At 46.9% G+C, this 22481-nt stretch carries 15 protein-coding genes; all 15 read right to left on the bottom strand.

Going from position 1 to position 22481, the window contains the following annotated elements; genetic code table 11:
- Positions 1 to 193 precede the first annotated feature (193 nt).
- Positions 194 to 1597 (bottom strand): ATP-binding protein, encoded by a 1404-nt coding sequence (locus tag M23134_RS00140; RefSeq protein ID WP_198144952.1) that lies wholly within the window; start codon positions 1595 to 1597, stop codon positions 194 to 196.
- Positions 1537 to 3342: a contractile injection system tape measure protein gene (locus M23134_RS00135; RefSeq protein ID WP_002692524.1), complete on the bottom strand. Its 1806-nt coding sequence runs from the start codon at positions 3340 to 3342 to the stop codon at positions 1537 to 1539. Before M23134_RS00135 ends, M23134_RS00140 begins: the two co-directional genes overlap by 61 nt.
- A complete protein-coding gene (locus M23134_RS00130) occupies positions 3339 to 6959 on the bottom strand; it encodes a hypothetical protein (RefSeq protein WP_002692522.1) in 3621 nt (1206 codons plus the stop codon). The genes M23134_RS00135 and M23134_RS00130 overlap by 4 nt, the downstream gene beginning before the upstream one ends.
- A gap of 60 nt (positions 6960 to 7019) precedes the next feature.
- Positions 7020 to 8939, bottom strand: a complete 1920-nt coding sequence (locus M23134_RS00125; RefSeq protein ID WP_045112723.1) for a tail fiber domain-containing protein — start codon at positions 8937 to 8939, stop codon at positions 7020 to 7022.
- 189 nt (positions 8940 to 9128) lie between these two features.
- Positions 9129 to 10952, bottom strand: coding sequence for a tail fiber domain-containing protein (locus M23134_RS00120; RefSeq protein ID WP_157558274.1), 1824 nt, complete (start codon positions 10950 to 10952; stop codon positions 9129 to 9131).
- A 186-nt stretch (positions 10953 to 11138) separates the two neighbouring features.
- A complete protein-coding gene (locus M23134_RS37265) occupies positions 11139 to 12647 on the bottom strand; it encodes a tail fiber domain-containing protein (RefSeq protein ID WP_002692516.1) in 1509 nt (502 codons plus the stop codon).
- 121 nt (positions 12648 to 12768) lie between these two features.
- The gene (locus M23134_RS00110; RefSeq protein WP_002692514.1) at positions 12769 to 17244 is read right to left on the bottom strand and encodes a baseplate J/gp47 family protein; all 4476 of its coding nucleotides are present in this window, start codon (positions 17242 to 17244) and stop codon (positions 12769 to 12771) included.
- The gene (locus M23134_RS00105; RefSeq protein ID WP_002692512.1) at positions 17245 to 17673 is read right to left on the bottom strand and encodes a hypothetical protein; all 429 of its coding nucleotides are present in this window, start codon (positions 17671 to 17673) and stop codon (positions 17245 to 17247) included.
- A gap of 7 nt (positions 17674 to 17680) precedes the next feature.
- A complete protein-coding gene (locus M23134_RS00100; protein ID WP_002692510.1) occupies positions 17681 to 18091 on the bottom strand; it encodes a GPW/gp25 family protein in 411 nt (136 codons plus the stop codon).
- Complete coding sequence (locus M23134_RS00095) at positions 18084 to 18302, bottom strand: hypothetical protein (protein ID WP_002692508.1); 219 nt, start codon at positions 18300 to 18302, stop codon at positions 18084 to 18086. The genes M23134_RS00100 and M23134_RS00095 overlap by 8 nt, the downstream gene beginning before the upstream one ends.
- 511 nt (positions 18303 to 18813) lie before the next feature.
- Positions 18814 to 20484, bottom strand: coding sequence for a type VI secretion system tip protein VgrG (gene vgrG / locus M23134_RS00090; protein WP_002692506.1), 1671 nt, complete (start codon positions 20482 to 20484; stop codon positions 18814 to 18816).
- A 73-nt stretch (positions 20485 to 20557) separates the two neighbouring features.
- On the bottom strand, positions 20558 to 21319 hold the full coding sequence (locus M23134_RS00085) for a CIS tube protein (RefSeq protein ID WP_002692502.1): 762 nt from the start codon (positions 21317 to 21319) through the stop codon (positions 20558 to 20560).
- A 3-nt stretch (positions 21320 to 21322) separates the two neighbouring features.
- Positions 21323 to 21496, bottom strand: coding sequence for a DUF5908 family protein (locus tag M23134_RS40815; protein ID WP_002692501.1), 174 nt, complete (start codon positions 21494 to 21496; stop codon positions 21323 to 21325).
- Between the two features lie 4 nt (positions 21497 to 21500).
- Complete coding sequence (locus M23134_RS00080; protein WP_002692499.1) at positions 21501 to 21983, bottom strand: phage tail protein; 483 nt, start codon at positions 21981 to 21983, stop codon at positions 21501 to 21503.
- 5 nt (positions 21984 to 21988) lie between these two features.
- Positions 21989 to 22480, bottom strand: coding sequence for a phage tail protein (locus tag M23134_RS00075; protein ID WP_002692497.1), 492 nt, complete (start codon positions 22478 to 22480; stop codon positions 21989 to 21991).
- Position 22481: the final 1 nt, after the last annotated feature.

Below are 22481 nucleotides of genomic sequence, written 5' to 3'. Positions count from 1 at the left end.
AACTGGCGCAAACACTTTTGCTTGTGTCCCCCAGCTGGCTTAAGTTTTTTCAATTGAAGCCTTTGGATAAAAGAAAGTTTGTAACTTTCTTTGAGAAGCAAGCATTCCCCATTTGCCGCAACTGCACTCCCATTCTCATTTTTGCAAAAAAGAGACTCGCCGTCCAAGGCGATTTATCAACCATCGGCTATGGCTACAAACTCTTCCCTTCCTTCCAATACTCCCGCTGGATACCTTCCATTAATATTTGTTGAGTAATACAGCTTTTGCCCGCAATGGCGGCAAGCGAAGCGTGGCGCGCTACATTGGTGATAGAGCCACCCGATAGCTTGTATTTTTCGGCAATTTGGTTCAGATCAATGTCTTGAGCTATTTTTTTCTTATCGCCTACCGGCAACACCTTTTGCCAAAGCCTGAGGCGCTGGCTGGGTTCGGGCAAAGGAAAATAAATGATAGACTCAAAACGGCGGGTAAAGGCTTCGTCGATGTTTTCGCGCAGGTTGGTGGCAAGCAAAGTAATGCCCTCAAAGGTTTCGAAACGCTGGAGCAAATAAGCCACCTCCTGGTTGGCGTAGCGGTCGTGCGAGCTTTGGGTTTGGGTACGTTTGCCAAAGAGGGCGTCCGCTTCGTCAAAAAACAAAATCCAGTCTTTGTGGGTGGCAGCATTGAACACCCGCGCCAGATTTTTTTCGGTTTCGCCTATGTATTTCGACACCATCATCGAGAGGTCAACCCGGTATACTATCTTGCCCGTTTCTTTGCCCAACATACTTGCGGTGAGGGTTTTGCCCGTACCCGGAGGGCCATAAAACAAGGCACGAAAGCCGGGACGCAGGTTTTTACCCACCGTCCAATCCTGCAACAAACGGTCTTTGTTTTCTATCCATATTTTTATCTCGTCCAGTTGCCTTTTGGTGCTTCGGGGCAACACCAGGTCTTCTTTCCAGTCGAGGCGGGGTGCACTCATGCGGCTTGCCGGAAACTGCACGCTAAACTCAGGCTGGTAACTCTGCCCATACAACCAACGCGCCTCGTATTCGGGCGTGAGGCGCAACACCCCACTTTGGCGGGTAGCAAAGGGCTGGTCAGAACGAGGCACTAGTTCTATCATGCCTTGGCTAAACAATATTTGTTGCTGATGCAACAATGCCATTGCCTCTAGCCTTTTAGACAAATCGTTGCCCGCCATCAAAAAGACAAAAGTTTCGCCCGTAGGCAAAAAACCACTTTGTTCATGGGGCACCACTCCTCCAAACTCAGTGAAACTGCGTTGAAAAGTTTGGTTTCGGATAAAGAACACATCAAATAATTGAGGTTGTAGGCGAGCCGCTATACACAAAGCAAGCGCCAGGCGTTCGCCAAACTCCAAGTCAAAGTGCTGTACTACTTCAGCATAATCCGAAGCTTCAAGAGGTGGTGGGAGCAACTCATCAACCGATTCATATCCACCCTTTTCTCCTGTCTCAAAATATAGAGAAAAACGCAAATCAATTACTTTCTGTAGCCAATTCAACTCATTGTCAAGTACACTTGCATTTACCATTCTACAAAAATTGCCTGAGGCATCCAGGGCAGCTTTACCACTTGGTAGCTCCACTCTAGCCGGGTTAATAAAATATCAAAAGTTTCTTTTTCTACCTGTAGTAGGTAACTATTGTTTGGCTGGGTAAGTACCCCTTCGCGCTGCAAAAAAGATTGCTGGAGCCCTTCTACCGAAATACTGCCCAAGCCTTTGGCATACTCCAGCACTGCCTCCATCAACAAGTCCGCGTCTGCCTGCTCTTCCTGGGTCAGGGGCAATTGGGGTTCTATGGCTTGGTCTATAGGTATGCCACACAACAGTTTGTTCAGGGGCAATACATACTCGGGCGGTTCGGTAGCTCCATCTACCAGGTATTGCAGCACCCAGGCGGCGCGGTGCTGTAAAGCGGGGGTTTTAAATTTCTTGTCTTCTACCCAGTCTAAGTTTTTAAAAAAATTGCCCAAAAACACCCACAATATTACCAAGCCTGCATTGTCTACATAGACTTCGTCAGAAGCAGCAAACTGTTTTTGTAACAATGGTTCAGCAACCGCTTCTTTATCCACTGCTTGTACTTGTGTTTGTGCTTGTTCCTTCGTTTCAGTCAGTGACTCAATGTCTACCTCCGTTTCAGTCAATGGCTCAACGTCTGCCTCTGCCCACACCTTGCCCCAGTCAATGCTAGGTACACCAGAAACCATTGGGGGGGCTTTCGCCAAAAGAGTAACCACCTCATTTACCTTTTGGGGAGGAGTCGCACCCTGAGCAATGGTCAATAAAAAGTTTTGCAAAAATCGGGGGCGCTTGGGCGAATGGGCTGCCTGCCCCGACAAAGTAAGCAAGGCAAGCTCCCAAAACAAGTACCGCAAACGGGCAAAATTATAGTCCAACGCAGTTGCCATGGCAGGCAAGCTTGAGGGCAAGGCACGCACCAAGGGCAACAAGTCTTGAGGGTCGGCATAGTGAGCACTTAGCTTTAGCAACACTTCATCGTTAAAAGTAGCAATGATTCGTTGCCGCCCCTGGGCAGTTTGGTAATACTTATTGAGCTGATCAAGCAACCATTCGGGGTGTTGCTCTAGAGTCGCAAGCAAAGCATTTTCCAGCAAACTGGGGCTCGCTTGTGCCCACCAGGGCAGGCGCCCCGTGTCCAGAAAAAACACCAAAATCTCAGGGTCAGCCCCTCCCCTTTTGCTTGGTTTCTTAGTCAGGCTTTGCGGCGTTTGGTCTACCCAAGTATCCACATCGCCTAATAGTTCGTCTAAGCCTTGGGCGGTGCCTGTAGCGGGTAGGTTTGCCCATTTTGCCTTGAGCAAATTTACCAAAGCTGCTTTGAGCTTATCTACAACAGCCGCATACTCGTTGCCCAATCCCAAGTCGAGCGCCTTGAGGCGGGCAAGCAAGGTATCTAGCGAAGCATCGCCGGGTAGCCGATCGTTGAGCAACGCCCTAAAGCCTCGTTTGAGCAGGGGCATTATTTCTTGCGCCTGTAGTTGCTCTAGGTCTTCAGCGGGGTGGGTTGCCTCTGCTTGGGCAATGCCCTTTTGCAACACCTTTTCCAGCACCCGTTTCACCTGCTGGGCAATGTCTTCTTCCAGGTGGTTTGCCCGTATTTGCCCCAGGTCTATCTCTAGCTTGTCAATGCGGTGCAACACATTGGGCGGGCTGAGCCGGTTCAGCGTTTCGTTGATGAGGGGCAATATTCGTTTTTGAAAAATTGCCCCCAAGTTATTTTGCATTGCTTGTGCCTTTTCTTCTCCGGCTACCGCTACCTCAAACACTTGTTTTTTTATCACATGTCGGTGGTTGGTTGGGGTCATGAGCTTACCGTAAAGTCAATACTGGCAATAATGACCGACACACCCGTTTGGGGCTTTTCTGCCACCAGTCGCAGCGTTTTGTCGTCGGTAATCGGGTTGTTGGTTTCTACAAAGAAGGTGGTAGGCGTTGCCTCACCTGGGGCCATGTCAACCCCCACCTTCGAGAAGCCTACCCCGTCGCGGCGTGGACTGGCAGTTTGGGCATCATGGTATAACTTAGGCGCTTGTTTGGCACCATTGGTATACTCCAGGTAGTATAACATACCCGCTTGCATATTTGCTACCTCCAAACGTGCTTTGGTATTGTTTACCACAGGGTTGGGGTTTATCACGTGCGTAGCGGTGGTCATTGGTCGGGTAAACAACGCGCCAATGGTGGTGCGGTCGTTGCTGCTCAATATCGTAGGTTGGGTGTGCCCTGCTTTAGAAGCGACCACCATAAACATAGTATCCTGGGTAGTATTGAGCGCGCTCAAATCAAACACCAGGTCATCACCATCAGCTGCAGGGCTCAAGGTAGCCAGCAATTGATAGTCGATAGCACTTATGGGGGCAGCTTCATATCTTTCCGGAGCGTTGTTGGTAGTGGCAGGCACTGCCGGACGCAATATTTTTACAGTAGTGCCTTCGCCATTGTCTACCTCTAGTACATCGGTGGCGGGAGGTTGGCTGAGCTTGTGGTGCACAAACTCCGGGTCACTTATTTCGCGGTAATACAAGTGATAGTCTACGCTTGCCTGGGTAGCAAAGGTACCATCGCTTATTACTGCATTCACTCCTGTAGTTACCCCATGGTCTACCACCTGTTGGCTCAGGGCAATGCTGAGCCCAGGATAAGCCCTTACCCTCAACTGCACGCTGCCTACTTCGGCAGTCGCCCCGTCCCGTGTGCCTTTTACTATAATCAATACATCTTCTTTGAGCCCGTCAGTTACCTGAGTGGTAATGCTCAAGGTACCGTTTTCCTGGCCATTATAGGTACCACCATCGTCTATGCGGGTGTTGTCTATATACAAAGCATAGTCTACATTTGCCTGAATCCCACTTAGATCAATAGTAGCCTGGGTACCATAGTCTATCTCAGCGGCAGCGGCCTGGGCATTGACCAAGCCCACTCCTACCCTTGCCCTCACGGGTTGGGTCAAAAACACCGATTTAAGTGTCTTGCTCTTGGGCTCCCCTTCCGCGTTGGTCATGGTTAGTTTTTTCTCTGCCCTTATCCAGTAAATCTGGTCTTGGGTAATGGCAGGCGAAGACATGAGTACATAAGGCCTTTGTTCATAGTCTTCCTGGCGAATGGTGTCAGCCTCTATCGTAATGGGGGTAAGCCCTGCCACCGGGCGACGGTTGCGGTCGCAAATACGATAGGTCACGTTGGTTTGCGGATAATACAAGCGAATGGTAACTTTCCATCTATCTGTCTCACTGTTATACGTAGGGGCAAGGGTCTCCAGTGGCAAATCGCGCACGGGCACTGCTACCCCCCAATTGGTGGGGTTGGGGTACTGAGGATGGTACATATACAATACATCGAGGAGGTAATCGCGGTTCACCCGCAAGGCATGCGCTTGTACATTGCTTTGGGTTTTTAAAGCCGCCAATTCGGTCAGAAATTTTTGGTAAGCCGATTCAAACACCGCCATTTTGGACGTGGTCAACCAGTAGGTTTTGATACGGATATGGGCAGGGGTTTCCAGCCTGAGCAAACGCTCGGTAAACCTTCGGGTGTTTTTCTGGTCACTGGCAAAGCGCCCTACTTCGTGAAAAACATAGGTAACCTGCAATGAGTAGGGGTCTTCGTTTGGCAGAAAAGCCAACAAAGGCCCGTTTTGAAAGACATCGCCGCTGCGAGGGCGCAACAAAATGTGTTCTACGATATAAAAACCCTCCAGCCCCATGGCAAGGTTTTGCTGTTCGGGTGTGCTCAAGCCCAGCAGTTGGGCAATGCGTTTTTGGGTGCCCGACACGTTCCATTCGGTGCTGCTGTAGTCAAACGCAGTGCCCCGTGCCGCACTCAGTTGGGGGCTGTTTTTTACAAAGGCACGCTTGGCTTCTATGGCATTGCCAAAGGCACCACTATTGCCCGATTGCGTCAGAATATTGTCAGAAAAACTTTCAGAAAAGCGCGCCAAAAAATGGTCTAAAAAGCGACTGCTACGGCTTTTGTCGGTGGCGTTGCCCAATACTTCGATGGCGTTGCTTTGTGTGTTGGGCGCCTCGCCTTGGCTATAAATACCCTCCAAAGCTGGCACATTGTCGGCGTTGAGGGTTTGGGCAAAATAACTTTGAAAATCGCCTTGGTCGCGCGCTGCCGACAACAAGGTGGGTACACTGCCCAATTGGGCAAAATGATCGGCAAGTATTTGTTCAAAAAACAACAAATAAGCACTCAGTTGGCGGGCCTGGGCCCGGCGGGCGTTGGGGGCGTTTTCGGGCAATCCATAGGGCGTCACCCCGTATACTTCGGGCATGTGATGGCGCACCGAGGTATAATAGGCTACTTCCTGGTTGGTGCCCCTGGCGGGCAAATAGTCTAAATCTTTGGCTTCGGGGGGCGTGCTTTGCGCCTGTTGCCATAGCTCCTGGTATTTCTCTTCTACCTCATCACTGTCATACGTCACGGGCAAGTCGTCTCTAAAAAAGCTAATTTCATAGTCTTCTTTATCAAACACCACCGCTTTGTTGGCATCCAGGGGCACCAACCAGTCCAAACGATGGCTTGAAAACTCCTCCCCTTCTTTGGCAATGTCCAGGGTTAAAATGGTCTTGATCTCCGGGGCGAGATTCATCAATACCTGCACCAGGTCAGAGCGCCTTAACTCGGCGCGTTTCTCAAATTTGCGCAATTGCTCTTTAGATAAAAACCCGTTGGCCATTGCCGGCCCGTCAAACACCTCTTCAATCAAGCGTTCCTGGCGAAAGGCGTTCAGGGGTTGAAAACTAAAAGAAGGATTGACGTATTGGTACAGCAGGTGTAATACCCGTGCCGTGAGTGCTTCTACGTCTTGCGCCGTACCCAGCTCTAGTGCCACCCTTATTTTCACCTTTTCTTCGGGCAATACAGTCATATTTTCCAGGTCGGTGGCAAGCCCCCGGCTCGCCAATACTTGTTGGTAGGCAAGGGGTTCCACGTCGGTTTCATTTGCTTCGGGGGTTTTCTGAATGTTTACGTCTACCAAACCCTTGAGCTGTACCGGACGGTATACCTCATTGGGCAGCAGCTCGCTGCGGTAATCGGCAAGCACCAGCTCTTCGGAAAAAGGAGCATAGTACAACACCGGAGAAGAAGCAGTATTTGTGCTTACGTGGGCGTTTTGTATGCCCTCGACATCAATCAACATACGGCGGTAGTCTTCGGGCACCACGGGCTGGCTGCTCAGGGCTTTACGGGGCGAAAACAACAGCTCGTAGGCGGCGTCGCTGCCTCCAGCGAGTAGGTCTTCAATGCTAAAGTCTACCCTATAGCCCAGGTCGAGCAGGGCATAACAAATTTGGTCGAGCAGGGTGATCCCCGGGTCGGCGTTGTTGTGGTCGGTCCAGGTAGTGGGGGCAAGCTTTTGTATCAGTTCCAGCCCACTTTGGCGCAAGGTATCGAAGTCAGGTGTTTTTACGGTCATGTTGCTTTTATAATGGTTTGATGGTTGTGCAAGGCATTGCTTTTAGTGCAAACTACAAAACTAGTTTTTAGCCGCTGCCAACATATTTTCAAGTGCTACCATACGCACCACCAAACTGTCTATTTGGGCTTGTTGCGCTTCTATGTTTTGTTGCTGTTGTTTGTGGGCTTCGGTCAATACCGGGATGAGCCCAGTATAGTTGATAGACAAATAGCCGTCAGAGTCTGCACTCACCAATTCAGGAAAAACTTCTTGCATCTCTTGGGCAATAAAACCAAGCTGTGTGCCTTCAACAAAATTTCTTTCTGTAAACTCGTCGTTTCGCCATTGATAAGTATTACCTTGCAACTGATCCAACTTAGCAATTAAACCAGTAGTTATTGGAGTAATGTCTTTCTTAAAGCGGGCATCTGAGTATAATTGACTTCCATTGGCAGACACCATTCCTTTAAAGGTAGCGTTGCCCCCCCTTTGCAATGTCAAAATACTACCATCCCAGTTTACAGGAGTATCTTTGCCTGATGAATGACCTGAAATTAAAAAGTACATATTACCACCGTTAGCGTCAAAAACCACCGCACCTGCGCCTGACTGATAATCACCAACACTATTTGCATGGTTTAAATTATTACTATTAGATAAACTACCACCATTTGTATTCTTATAACAGTTAAACAACAATCCGTGACTTCCCCCCCAATAATCATAAGTTAGCTCTATATAGTTCAAACTATTATCTGGGTTAATTGCAATTCCGTCACTTGTACCATTAACGTTTCTAGGTTTAGCAATATCCAAAGAGTTCATAAATGCACTACCAGCAACATGCAACGTATTTGAGGGGCTGGTAGTACCAATACCTACGTTGCCATTATTAGCAATCCACATTTTTGTGGTATGGCTTCCCGTAGCACCAGTTTTAAACTGGATACCATCTGCCATACTATGGGTGCCTATGGTTAGGTAATCTTGGTAGTTGATATACCCTACTGTGACATTAACAGCAGACGGTCCATTTCTATAAAAACCTAGTGTTCCATCTATCGTCAGTGTACTATCTGGAGTGATAGTACCAATGCCTACGTTGCCACCTGAATGTACAAAAACCCGAGTTTGATTCCCCCCCGTTCGCAAGTGCATAGCGTTGTCTTTGTCGTATATAATGCCTCCATTTACATAATCGGCTCCTTTGCCAAACAATACACCTGTTTCGTAGGTAGTGGCAGGTATCATAAGCTGCAAATACCTGGTTTGATTGCTCTCAAAAACTGCCAAAGCGTTTTCAGGAATGGTACCCATTGCACCATCCTGCACATGTAGTTTGGTAACAGGGTTGGTAGTACCAATGCCTACGTTGCCATCATGTCGAATATGCATTTTAGTAGTAAGAAAACCAGGCCCATTTCTGGTTTGAAAATGCAAATCTCCTTGATATTCACTCACTCTATTGGCGCCAATGGCAGCCAATGCACTGCTATAGGAGTTGAACATCATCCGAGAAAAAGTATTGTCTACTTCTTGTACATTCAACAACTGCAGGTCATACAACCAGCTATTTTCAATGCCTTCTACCTGATCATTCCATACTTCAACACTTCCGCTCAACCTGGTGTCACCTTGCACAAACAATTTTTTCCCTGCAGGGTCATTCGTACCCACCCCCACGTTGCCATCATTGGTCACCATCCACTGGGTATTGCCCGCACTGTCTTTCAACTCAAAACCATTGGCAATGCCTAGTTGCCAGGCGGGGTCAGAGGTGGCCTCGGTGTATAACAGCAGGGCGGTTTTGTCGGTGTCGATGCCTGCCTGAATCGCCAGACCGCTGTTGACATCTTTATACACGGTGTCGTCTTGTAGAAACAAACCTTCGATCATGTCATAAAAATGTTGTTGGGTGGGAACCTCCCCCACACTAAAGGCGAGCTTCAAAGTGTCCCGTTTGGTGGTAGTATTATTAAGTAGTGTCTGAAAATTCATATTCATTTAGGGTTACAGTGAAACCAGTTTGAGTTAAGTACTAAAATTGCTTAATGGTTTAAATAGTTCGCAAAGCGCCACCTTCTTGTCATCCCGAATAATTGAAGGATCTGCTTGTCTTATGAGCTCATTGGTTCTTTTGCCTTTCGGCTAAAAGCTAACCGCCTGCACAAGCTCCCGATTATTCTCTTAAGCCTCCATATTTGCCTTCAACACCAATTTTTCCAGGTGCATGACCCGCGCCTCCAGTGCCTCGTTTTTATTATTTAAGTCTTTGGCAGCTTCTTCGCTTTTATTGTTTAAGTCTTTGAGTGCTTCGGTCAACACCGGGATGAGCCCAGTATAGTTGATAGACAAATCACCCTGATGATCTTCATTGACCAGCTCAGGGTATACTTCTTGCATCTCTTGGGCAATAAAACCAAGTTGCGTTCCTTCCGCAAAGTCTCTGTTTTTAAACTCTTCAGTGCGCCATTGATAAGTATTACCTTGCAGTTGACCTAGTTTGGCTATCACCTCATGGGTAATAGGCATAATATCTTTTTTGAATCGAATATCTGAGGTTAATTGGGTGCTGTTGGAGTATATAGCATTGCCTCTAATACTAGCATAATAACCAGCACCTCCAAACCAGTTATTGGTTGACTGCGTAAACTGAAACTCATTAAGCCCGGGTACCCACCATACAGCACCATACCTGGTTCCTGCCCCACCAAACGACACCTTTGTAGCGGGGGCATTACCACTTGCGTACAAGCCATCTAAGCGTAAAATTTCATTGGTATTAGAATCAATGTCTAGCCTATGCTGAGGACTGGTAGTACCAATGCCTACGTTACCATTTGCCATCATCACCATCTTTTTTGCATTATAACTTCCCCAAGCAAACAGAGGGCGGGTAGAGGACTCAGGCACAGTATAAGGAGCACCTTCAGTTCTTGCCTCAAAGTACATAATAGCATTGGTGCCATTATTGGAACTGGGGCTAATAGAGCCAATCACAAACAAGGCTTCTCGATTGTCTGTATCATGGTGCGCCATAATACTAGGCATAAACTGCCCAGCAGCAGCAGTAATATTACCAAACTTGAGGTAATCGCTAGGGGCATCAGTCACTTTCATTTTTAATATATCTTCATTCCCTCCCACTGCAGGCGCCAAAATATCCAGAGATGCCGCAGGGTTGGTAGTACCAATGCCTACATTGCCATCGCTTTTATTAATAAACAGGCGATATGATGAAACAGCAGGATCAAAAAAGCCAATGCCATTGTATGATTCAGTACTATTAGAAATGGAGTTATAGAGAACCCATTCATTTACAATGTCATTCTCATCTTTAGCTTTCAAAGATATACCTGTATAACCTGATACGCCAGCGTATGTAGTAGTCTCTACATTCAAGGCTATCCCTGGGGCTTCTTGTGTTATGTCCAGTCTTGTGGTTGGGCTGGTAGTACCAATGCCTACCTTACCCTCTTGATTTATCCTGAAAACTTCTGAGGCACCATTGTCATGGGTAATGGCAAAAACGCCACTGGTATCGTTGGTATTATTGTCAAAATCGATGACCAAGTCGCCCAATGCTTTAATGATAGCAGCCTCCGTAAAAGTCCCTATGTCTGCATAGGGAGCAAAATTGAGTTGATTTGCTCCAAGAGATAGTACATCACCAGGGCTGGTAGTACCGATGCCTACCTTACCATCATTCGTCACCATCCACTGGGTATTGCCCGCACTGTCTTTCAACTCAAAACCATTGGCAACACCTAGTTGCCAGGCGGGTTCAGAGGTGGCATCGGTGTATAGCAGCAGGGCGGTTTTGTCGGTATCAGTGCCTGCCTGAATCGCCAAACCACTGTTTTCGGCTTTGTACATGGTATTGCCGTGCAAAAATAAGCCTTCAATCAGGTCATAAAAATGTTGTTGGGTCGGTATTTCGCCCACATTAAAGGCGGGCTTAAGATTGTCCCGATTGGTGGTGGTATTATTAAATAATGTCTGAAAGTTCATGTTCATTTAGGGTTACAGTGAAACCAGTTTGAGGTAAGTACTAAAATTGCTTAATGGTTTAAATGGTTCGCAAAGCGCCACCTTCTTGTCATCTCGAATAATTGAGGGATCTGCTTGTCCTATGAGTTCATTGGTGCTTTTGCCTTTCGGCTAAAAACTAACCGCCTGTAGAAGCTACCGCCTATCCTAAGCCTCTATATTTGCGCTCAGCACCAATTTTTCCAGATGGAGCACCCGCGCCTCCAAAGCTTCATTTTTATTATTTAGGTCTTTGACTGCTTCGGTGAGTATGGGTATTAAGCCAGAATAGTTTATTGAGTAATACCCATCCCCTCCTTCATTAACCAACTCAGGATATACATTCAGCATTTCCTGCGCAATAAATCCTATTTTAGTACCTTCAGAAAAGTTTTTTTCTTTGAACTCTTCGGTACGCCATTGAAAGGTTTTCCCTTGCAGTTGTCCTAGTTTTGTAATCGCCTCTGAGGTAATAGGTGTAATGTCTTTTTTGAAACGGAGGTCAGAGGAATGTACTAATCCATCTGACGAAGCAATTTTGCCATGGGCATCTATCACATAGTATGCACTGGTATTTGATCTCAAATTAATAGTAAGCCTATCATAACCTGCCCAAGTATATTTAAAAGAGCCTTCATGTACATTAAACCATACATCTTTATCGCTTGACTTACCAAATCCTGTATTATAGTTATAATAAGAACCGTCTCGGTAAAACACCAAACAGTAGCCTGTAATACCACTGGGTGAACTTGGTGTATTATCAAACCTCATAAAACCATTGTCAAGTCTGATATTACCATTGTATACATTTAATTTTTCGCCAGGACTAGCCGTACCAATGCCTATATTGCCGTTTTTCCTAATCACCATTGCCTGAATGTGCCCTTTCTCATAGTTAGGGTGGCTTCCTCCAGTAATGCCTTGAGTCCAGAATTGAAAACCTGCTCCACCGGCTCCTGCCCCATCTTGGTAAGCATTAGGTCTTAAAATAACCGCCCGCTCGTGCTGATCGGGATAACTATTGCTATATAAGGTTTCATTTACGTCAGCGTTTTGGTAATAAATGTCTACGTTCTCGGTATTGGTCGCTTGATCAGACACCCTCAGTTTTCCTTTGATGTCTAGCTTTTGTCCAGGGCCATCGGTACCAATGCCTACATTGCCAACACCACCATCTTGTATCACCACCTTTCCTTCAGGAGCTGCCGAGCGAATGTACCAATCACCGGTTGCGCCCCAATGAATATGGCTAGAAGATTCTCCAATATTTGGTGCATAAAACTGGGCAGTATTGTCTTGCAATGAAGCAGCATCAGACACCACATGCAGGCAAGCTGAAGGTGTAATGTTTCCAATGCCCACCTTACCATCGCTCAATACCGAAAATCGCGCGTTGCCGTCTTTGTCTTTGATGTGCAACCCGTCTTTGATCTCCAGCGACCAGGTCAGGTCTTGCGACTCGTGGTCAAAAAACAGCAATGCCTGGTCGTCCGCCCCCGTTCTGACCGCCAAGCCGTTGTTGGCGTCTTTGTATACACTGTCGTCCTGTAGCAAAAACAAACCATCAATCAAATCATGGAAGTTTTGCTGCGTAGGTGTTTCGCCCGTGTTAAATGAGGGCTTCAAACCGCTCCGGGCGGTGGTAGTGTTGATTAAAAAATCCTGAAAATTCATGGTGATTTGTTTATGTCAATTGAGATAAATTAGTCGATAGTTGGGAGTCGGGAGTTTTTCTCATAATTGAGAAATCGCTTCGCGCTACTACTCTATCATTTTACCATTTTTTTAAAAAACCTTAAGCCACCGTAAAGTCATTGGAAACCATCATATACCCCACACCAGTACCCTTAGCGCCCACGTTGCCAATGGCCGACAAGCGGTGTTCGCGCGCCGACACCCACACCACGTCTGCTTGTTGGGCTATCAGTCCGGTTTGCATTTCTTCGGGGGTTACCGGCAATATATGTTCGCCGTCGTTATAGGTCATGCTAAAATTGTTGATGTAGTCGACATACTCCAGCCGTTCTACAAAATCTACGATCAAGTTGGGGTATAGCTTGCCTCCCAGGGCAATGTCGGCACCCGTGTCGAACGCCCAGGGCGCCAAGTATTCTTGCAACACCTGGTGCAGTATCTCCAGGTAATACTTATTATCTGCCTGATACTCTTCATAGAATACCACCTGCATAAATATTTTTAGCTCGTGGTATACTGGGTTGCGTACCGTCACGTTTGCCGGGGCGGACATTCTTTGTTTGAGGTAGCCTTCAATCGCCTGCAACACATCGCCCGATAGCTTGGGCTTGAAGGGGTCGTAAGGGCGAATGCCTCCAATATTGGGTACTACAATGAGCCTTACTTCTCCTGGTGTGCCATCGTTGAGCAACTCACCGGGCAAGCATTTCGCTTTATATACCTCCGAAAAAGCTTCTAATACGAGCCTTTCATAGTCCCAGATATTCACTGCCCGGTTTTTGTGGCGCAAGCGCTCGCTTATGCGGGTGTTCAAACGCCCCAGAGACTCTATGGTTTGCCCACCAAACGAGCCATAAGGCTGACTTACGCCCTTAATTTCAGCTTGGGGCAGGTAGGTACGCTGGATACTGTGGGCAGGCAAGGGGGTTTGGAGGTGTTGCGGGTCGTTTTGGCGGTTCTCAAACACTGCCTCTACTGCCTGGGCATGAATGCCAATGGCATCGCTGAGCCCTTTGCTATGGTTGCGCACGCTTGCCCGGAGCCAGTAGTAGCCCGTGGGCATTAGCTGGTGTACATCGTTGGCTTCTGCCGGAATCCTGAGTTTGATAATCCCGCTATTGAGCAAGCCATTGCTGTCATCGGTAATAATGCGCCCTTGTTGGGTCAGTATTTTCCACTCATCATTTACCAGGTAGCGCCAGTCTATGTTAGGCGGGGCAAGGTCAGGGTTGGCGCTGCCTTCTGCCATTCTAAACAACAAGCTGAGGTCATAGGGAGGGTCCAGGTCTTTGATGCCCAGGTAAAGGTAGCCTTCTTGGGTATAGGAGGGTAAAAATGTAATTTCTTTAACCTGCTCCTGCCCTACAGTTGCGTGTCCAAAAGGATGCAAATGCAACATGGTCGCTGGGTTAGTTGAGGCAGCCGCTTCCTCTTCGCCTATGCTTACGCTGGCGGTATAATGAATGCTAAAGTTTTGTAGTTCGGGAGTATAAGGGGCATTTACCTGGTAATCTGTTGCCACGACAGTGCCAGAGCCTTGCAGGTCTATAGCCAGCTGGGTCGATTTGGAAGCCGCAAGCACCGGGTATTCGCTGTGTCCAAAGTCTACGTTGCCCAGTTGCAGCACAAAGTAACGTGGGTGGGCAAACAAATCGTTGGTTGCTGGAGTGGCAGCCAATGGTGTATACCCAAAAGGCCTGGTACTCTCAATGGAAGCATCCAGCGATAAATCAACGCCAGTACTATTCAAGAGTTCAAAGTCTTCGGTGGCATCATTGATCGAAAAACGCCGTTTCACTCCCTGGTCGTACAAGTCTAAGGTGGCTTTTATATTAGCTGCGTCCCGGTTACTATAATGGTTATAGTAAGCGTTCCAGTTCCCGGGCATCCCCAACCAATTCAACTGCAACGCTACGGTGTCCAACTGCTTGAACATCAACTCGGGGTGGGTAAAATAGAAGTTAGATTTTGCCACAGGAGTGGTACCAAAGGGGGCAAAGGCTTCTTTTGCCTGCAAGGTGGCTACATCGTTGCGTATGTGCGAGGGTACCAGGTTTTGTACCATTACTTTGAGGTCTATTTTTTTGAGCAATACCCGACTAAACAAGTCGTGGGCGGTGAGTTCGCCCAGTTCCAGCCCTGGTTGCCCTACCAATAAGCGTAAAGCAGGTTCGGGGGCGAGGTAGCCTTCAGCATCGGGGCTCAGTGCTTGTACCGGGTCAAAGTCGCTGGTAAGGGTACACACGATTTTGAGTATTTTGGTATAAATCGGGTTGCCCGTGTCAGGATCTGCTGCCGAGGAAGTAGTAAAAGTAATAGAGGCAAAACCAGTGACGGTCTGCCAACCCTTCCCGGTGGTTAGTTCTGCCCCAAAAGGGTTATCCTCCAAGTCAATCGCTTGTATTGCCTGCTCTTGAGCCGGGGTCAGGTTGGGGTTGAGCTCCAGACTAAGCTCAATGGAGCGTTCCCCTCCCGAAAGTGCCAACACGGGCGAATGGATGGCGATGCCCAATTGGGTAAGTTTGTCAGCTTCTACTCTGCCAAAAGTACGCCACCGATCAAATGTTTCGTCCTGGTCTCCTGTAGTAGCTACGGTGGCATCTTCAAAGGCATACAAGCCGTTTAGTTGAGTAATCACCGGGCCAGTGGCAAGGACTCCTCCCCTGATTTTGGCTTCGGCTTCTGCCAATAAACGATGAGCTTTGTTCCATTGCCAGGCAGGTGCCACAAAGCCCCCACTGTGTTGTGTACAAAGGGCAATGATAAATTTAAAATCTTTGGTAGTCAGCTTAAGTACATTGGTTACATACCTTTGGGCGGTTTCGTCGGGTGGGTCAGCCTCCAGCAGTGGCAATAAATCTTCGAGCGTGCTGCTACCGGCAGGCAACATGGGATAATCGTCGCCAGGGTTGGGTTGCCCAAATGCTGCTTTAAACAGCGTGTCAGAGGTTTTATCAAGTGCTGCCAGTTCTTTTTGTCTAATGACCGTTCTTTTTTGTTGGTGTGCCTTGTAGAGTAAATCTGTCACCGTTTGTTGGTCTCGTTTTACCAGGGCACTCTCCAGCAACTGCTGAATTTCTTCCATAAATAAGGCAAAATACTGCTCAAGGCTGGTCAACGTATCAAAGTAGTTGTCCAGGGTAGTAATACTGGCATCTACCATAGCAAAGTTAGGCATACTGCCATACTTGCTTTCCAACAATTGGTCAAAATTGGGTAACTCGATGTCCTCAAAATCGGCTTCATTGCTTAGGTCAGCAATGTTATTGAGCCTTTCTTGTATCTCAAGCCATTCGTCGTATACTTCAATCCGCACCTGCATCATCTGATGAAAATTATTGAAGTTTTGGTTGGCTACATTATCATCACTGCTCCCGCTATAAAAATTATCATTGATAAAGGTGCGCAGGTTTCTCACCCGGTTAATGTCGGCATACCCCTGGTTTTCCAAGGGTTCTTGCAAAGTTTTAAACAAGTCATATTGCCCGGTAGTGGCCAGGTTGAGTTCCTGGTAAAGGTCATACACACTGTTTACACTTTGTACTACCTGGTACACCGTATCGTCTAAGGGCGAATGCCCGGTAGCAGCGGTAAAGTTTGCCACGAAGTCTTTGGAGGTGTAGGCACCTCCATTTTTCATATTTGCGAGCTCCTGATTGATTTGTGCCCATTGGTGGCTGTCATTGTCACGGTTTTGCTTGAGGTGCATCAACAAACGCAGGTCAGCAAACGACAGGTGCAGTTCATCATTGGCAAAAGCCAGGGCGGTTTTTACTTTGGCAAAAAAGGCTGCAGCGGTCTGGTCGGTAGGCGCACTGGCAAACCCCAATATTCCGGGCACGGGCAAGTCGGCTCCAGGTTTCAGCGTTACATCGTTGCCAGTGGTTACCTGCCCCAGGGCAAGCTTTAGCATTTGATAAAAGCCTCCTGGTAGTTGGTAACTATCGGGCTGTTTTACCTCCCGATTGATAAATGTGCTCTTTATTTGCGCCACCTTGGCACGGTTGATCATCAGCCTTTGCCCAGTCTTATAAATCAAGTCTTTGCCAGTGCTATCCTTACCCGCCAGTAGTTCAGTGTTTTCTGCCAACAAAAAGCGGTCATTGGCATAGTTCTTTGCCAGTTCAAACATCAGGTATACCCGGTCGGGTTGGGCGGGTTTTTGAACAAACTGTAGTACCTCGTGGTAGTAGTAGTCCAGGTGGCGCGGCAGTATGTGATTGAGGGCGGGCTTAAGGTGTTGGTCTAACAGTTGCAAAAAGGTAAGCAACAACACAAAATGCGGGCGCGACATCCACTCTTGCTTACTGGGTTGGTCGGCAAGGCTCGCAGGGTCTTTCAGGTAAGCCATCATTTCTTCTTTGCTGACATTGCCGCTCAAAAAACCACTCCAGTTGCCCTGTATTTCATTGTTGGCAGCATAGAAATTAAGCCCTTCGGCGTACTTCTCAGCAAATTTGAGCCAGTCTTCTATAGTCCGTTCTTCTATGCGCACATAGTCTTTGTCCAACGCTGCCTGCGTTCGTTGCAACTGACTGGTACCGTCACGATAATATAATTCTTGGTTCTCAGACATTTAGGTTCCTGTAAATTTTGTGTTAGTCGTTTTAAACTCTCCCATCCCTCCTGTATACATCACATTGGGATCTGGCACCCCATTTGGGTCTTTAGCCGGGCTGCTTACTTCAAGTTTCGCTTTGAACTTTTTTCCCTTCAAAATCACTTTTTTTCCTCCGCTGTTGGTATGCCCTGCTACTTGGTCACTCTCTAGTTTTTCAATCTTGACAGTGCCCTGTCCTCCCACAAAAGGGGGGGAATTATAAGGGACATTTTCCACCTTTAGCTCTTTTTCGTCCCCTAGTACACATAGCGTGTTGCTATCAAAAGTAGCTTCACCTGAGCCTTTCATATTGCCTATCGGCACCATGGTAGTCAGGGCGTTGCCAAAGGTTATTTCAAAAACAGCTTGGTCACCATCTATAATAATGGCTCTGGAATCAGACATTTTGTTGCTACGTCAAAGGTTCGGTTACATAAAAAGGATACACCAGGTTAAACCTTGAGTTGGAGCTTCTGATGGTATACTGAAGCTGCACCAGCAAGCGTCCTTCCAGTTGGGTATCTTGTTCTACCTCTACATTGTCGAGGCGCACCCTGGGCTCGTTTATTTCTATAGTACTCGCCACGTGGTCTTTGATGTCTTCCAATAAGCGCGTACTTACTTGCTCAAACTGGAAATTGACAAGGCTTCCGCCAAAATCTTCCAGCATTACCCTTTCGCCTACATTCGTTTGCAAAAGAATAAGCACGCTCTTATGTACATTTTCTACGCTTTGGGTGGTAGTCAAGTATTTACCACCTGCGACAAACTGGGGCGGAAACCCCCAGCCTGTTCCCAAAAAAGGTGATTTGCTGTTACTCATGAACTGCCATGTGGTTTTGTGGTTTCACCTCTTCTTTGCCGTTGACCTGGGGAGTTTGTGGGTTGATCTGTGAAGAGGCTTGTTGTTGAATTTTACCCACCAACCCAAATACTTTTTTGAAAGGCATTTCACCCAACGCTTCTAATAAAACATTGGCTTCTTCTATACTCACATTCAATTGAATTTCTTGATTACTCACGTTGTTATTCATTTTTTTAAGGTTTTGTTTTAGTTGACAAGTTCAAATAAAGTCGTTTTATACGCTCATGTTTGCTCTTCGCGTGGGCAACCACAAGGGATTGCCCCTACATTTAGCACCTTGATTTAGATGTAAATCCTTGTATATCAAAGATTTTTAAAACTTCGTACAGCCGTAATTAGGAGTGTATAAAGTCTTGTAATTTACTGATAATAAATATTTTACAGAATCAAAACGAATTCAAGTAAGGTCGTTTATTCCTTTAAAAGACGTTTTATGTAATCATGTTTGCTCTTCGCGTGGGCAACCACAAGGGATTGCCCCTACATTTAGCACCTTGATTTAGATATAAATCCTTATTATCAAAGATTTTTAAAACTCCGTACAGCCCTAATTAAAAAGTCTCGCTTCGCACCCATTCGTAATTCGTAATTGATCCATTCGTAATTAGCTAAAGCAGAGCTCCCTCTGGTCGGTTCGTAATTGATCCATTCGTAATTTTCAAATCCGTAATTAACCACCTCTACTTCACATCCACTTTCGCTCCTTCTATAGTTACATCGCCACTGGCACTGATGGTTATATCACCGTCACTTTTCAACACAATGCCCTTGTCATTCATGGTGATAGAGTTACCGTGGGTATCTTTCATCTCCATGACTGTCCCGTCTTCTATTTTCAGGTATTGATCTTCGGAGGTTAACAGTTCTAAGGTTTTGTTTTCATCGTCCATTTTTAATTGCAAACCCGCCTTGCTAAAAATGCCCTTGATGGCGTTGGTTTCGTCGGGGTCATGTGGGGGGGGCAACTTCGCCCCAAACACGCTCCCCAAAATAATGGCTTGACGAGGATCGTTGTTCATAAAGCCTACGACCACTTCGTCGCCTTCGTCTGGTCTGAAAAACATGCCTCGGTTGTCTTTGCCTGCATCGGGGCTGGTCAGGCGTGCCCACACAATATCGCCCAAGGCAGGTATTTTTACTCTTACCCTAAACTGCCCTTGTTTGTCTTCTTCGAAGGCATCGACAACGCCCACTTGCAAGCCTTGGATGCCAGGCAACAAACCTGCGGCATTTTGAGCTTCTATGGCATTTTGTTTCGTGTAATTATCTGGACTGATCCCAAACTGAATATCAGTATACCAGCCATCATTGCCCAGCCTGTGGCGCACCCCCGAAATGATGGTGTTGCCATCAAACTGGGCGTTAAAACCAGTTACCGATACCAGGTCCAGTGGTTGTATCTCTGCGTTTCCATCCAGGGTAAAGCTTCCTCTCAGCATTGCCAGGCGGCTTTTTAGCATTTTGCCATCTGCCCAACCTTTTTGTTCTTCTACACTTAGGGGCACAATGCTTTGCAGGGTTTCTTCTTCGTTCCCTATAGCCTCCGCCAGGGCAGTTGGGTCGGCGGGTTCACCCTCTACGTCACTTTGAGCGTTGGCTGCAGGCTTTTGAGCTACAAAATCTTCGGCTTGAGTCTTTTCAGTCAAGTCATTATTTTCTGCATCCCAGGCAAGGGTGTTGATGGTAGCTGCCTGGTGTTCAGCGTTTATTTCCAGGTGTAAATTGAAAATACCTGCATCACCGTACACCACTTCATATTTTGCTTCATTGGCATCTATTACATCTTTAGGGTTCACCACCGATACTTTTCCATCGGTTGCCACCACCCAGTAGCCATAAAGATCGGCTCTTGTCAAAAGAAAGTCCCAGTCGGAGCTGTAATACTGTACAAGCTCTTCGTGACTGCTCCAGGTTTGGGCACTCAGGTCTGCCTCCAGCCCGTTTGCCTCTATTACCTGAGCCAATACATCTTCTTCTTTTTGGGTTTCCTGGTTGCCTTGGGTATGTACCACGCTTTTGCGGGTGTTAGTCATTTTTACACAATCGCCTTTTAGCTCCAGCGAAAGTAGCGAGGCATAACCACTTGCCTCTAGAGCATGCTTTACAATGATTCCTTTAAAAATGGTTGTTTGGTCACTCTCGCCAGTACCTATTTTTATTTCAAGCGTTTTACCAGGCGCAAAATCAGACTGGCTACTCAGTATAAATCCTGGCTTACCCGGATCACCATCTGGAAAAGACAAACAAGCATAAGGCACTTTGTTGACCTCATGCTGGATGTCTACATCAGGGTGCTCAGGATAATACACCTCCTGACCTTCGCTCCATATAGTAATCGTAGGTATGTTCATTTAACTATGTTTTCTAATTGGTATGTTTTTAGTTTTTAGCCTTTGTTTGGCTGTTTGTGGCTCCCGGCTTACCCTATATAAAAAAGTTCTTTAATTCGTCTAATGTGGGTAGGTCTAGCGTAGTGCCAGGCTTTACTTCCCGCAAGTGTTTTACACCATTGTAGCGCGCCAGGGGCAACAAAAACGCCAAGCTTCCATAAGCAGCCACTGCGATCATAGGCAACGAATCGCCTTTTTTTACCGAGTGTTGTTTATTTACTTGAGCTTTGCCTGCTCTTTCAGAGGGTTCCCCCTCCACATTTTCCACCAAAAAAGTAGCCGTGATCTTCGCCCGCAAAGGGGTGCCACTCCGGTCGAAAAGGCTGTATGTGATGGCAGACGTTTGAAGCACACAATCAAAGGTGCTTTCTCCCCAGGTAATCTTAAGGTAATAAGGAGTCACTTTGTCGCTTTTATAGCATGTCTCCAAAAACTCATTTACTTGGGCTACCACACTCACACTTTGTTTGTAGCCCATGTCAGAACGAAACACCACCGTATTATCCAATACAATGTCAAACTTTAAGTGAGGCTTTTCCGAGCCAACTACTTGATTCTTGGCTGCGCTTAAAGTCTTTTTGTCACCCTTTGTAGTTGATGTATCAGGTGTTTTTTTCTTATTCAGCCCCAGGCCTTTTTTCTGACGATACCTCGTGCCATAAAACTGTGAGAAATCTTTGACACTTACGGGACGGTCAAAAACATTTTGATTAGCCAGTTTTTTTGTTCGGGCGGCATCTTCGTAAGACTCAATTTTGAGGTGGTCTAACTTGAGTATATTTGGTTTATCAGCCATTGTTTAACGGGATGATTTGCGTTCCAATACTTTTAATACTTCTCTTACACACGCCTGCACCAATTGGGCGTTGGCTTCTGCCATTTGATCTTCGGCAGGAGCTGCAGCACCGCCCACTTGCCCGGGCTCTTCTACCGCTACTGCTCTTATAATCAATTCTTTGATTTCTACTGCCATAATACTACAAAGAAATAGGTTGGAAACGAGTATAAGATAGTTCTATGGTTTCGATAAAAACCCCGCTCTGGCTGGCATTGAGTTCACCCATTGCCCAACGGGTAGGCACTGCATTGTAAAATAACCAAGACACCATCGGAGAACCTTTAGTATCAAACAGGACAACCAATACATTGCGCGGCTGAAACTCTAAGTCGGCAAATTTTGCTTCTATTTCGAGTCGCAATGGGCTGCCCACCACATAGCCTCGCTCCAGGGTGAGGTTTTCGTGGGTAGGAAACTCAGGCAAACGTACTTGCCTGCCACCAATGCGTTCGCTATTCATAGTGCCGTTGAGCCCAATGCCTGACACCCGCTGAAAACGAATGTCTAGTGGATTGGGCGCCGTGATGGAACCCACCCCTAGAAAAGACACCAAAAAATTGAAGGCTTGCAACGGGGCACCATTCATAGTAAGCTTTGGAGTACCAGTTTTGTCGTTGATCATAAGGTTTAAAATAAATCTGAAAAAATATTTCCTTTGGCTCCACCGGTTTGCCCCGATTGGTGGTAAGTGACCCGCATGTTGTCAGACACCAACGATAAGGTTTCTATTGCCACCTCTTGGGTATTTACATCAAAGTCGCCTGCTTCATAAGCCGTAGGCAGGGCGTTTTGCACCCACCAGCTCACTTGGGGCTTACCATCCTCGTCGCATAAGTTCACCGTAATGTCTTGTTGTATAGGCGTACTTATCCAGGCGAGCAACAAACTGCCTTGCCTCACTACGCCCCGCTGCAAACTTAGGTTTACAGGTTGCAAAATGCCCAGCAAGTGATGGGTGCCTTCGGCAAAGCTAAAGCCATGTCGGTAACTTACCGTGTCATACTTTAGGCTCAAGCCCGATACTTTGGCAAAACCATAACTTTCTGCACCAATTTGCACCCTGTAATTATAAGCAGGTAATGGGTAGTTGGCTGCTATGTCTTTTTTACTAATTGCCATG

Origin of the sequence: Microscilla marina ATCC 23134, assembly GCF_000169175.1 — a bacterium.
GTDB classification, from domain to species: Bacteria; Bacteroidota; Bacteroidia; order Cytophagales; family Microscillaceae; genus Microscilla; species Microscilla marina.
This window is presented reverse-complemented; position numbering and strand designations above follow the sequence as displayed.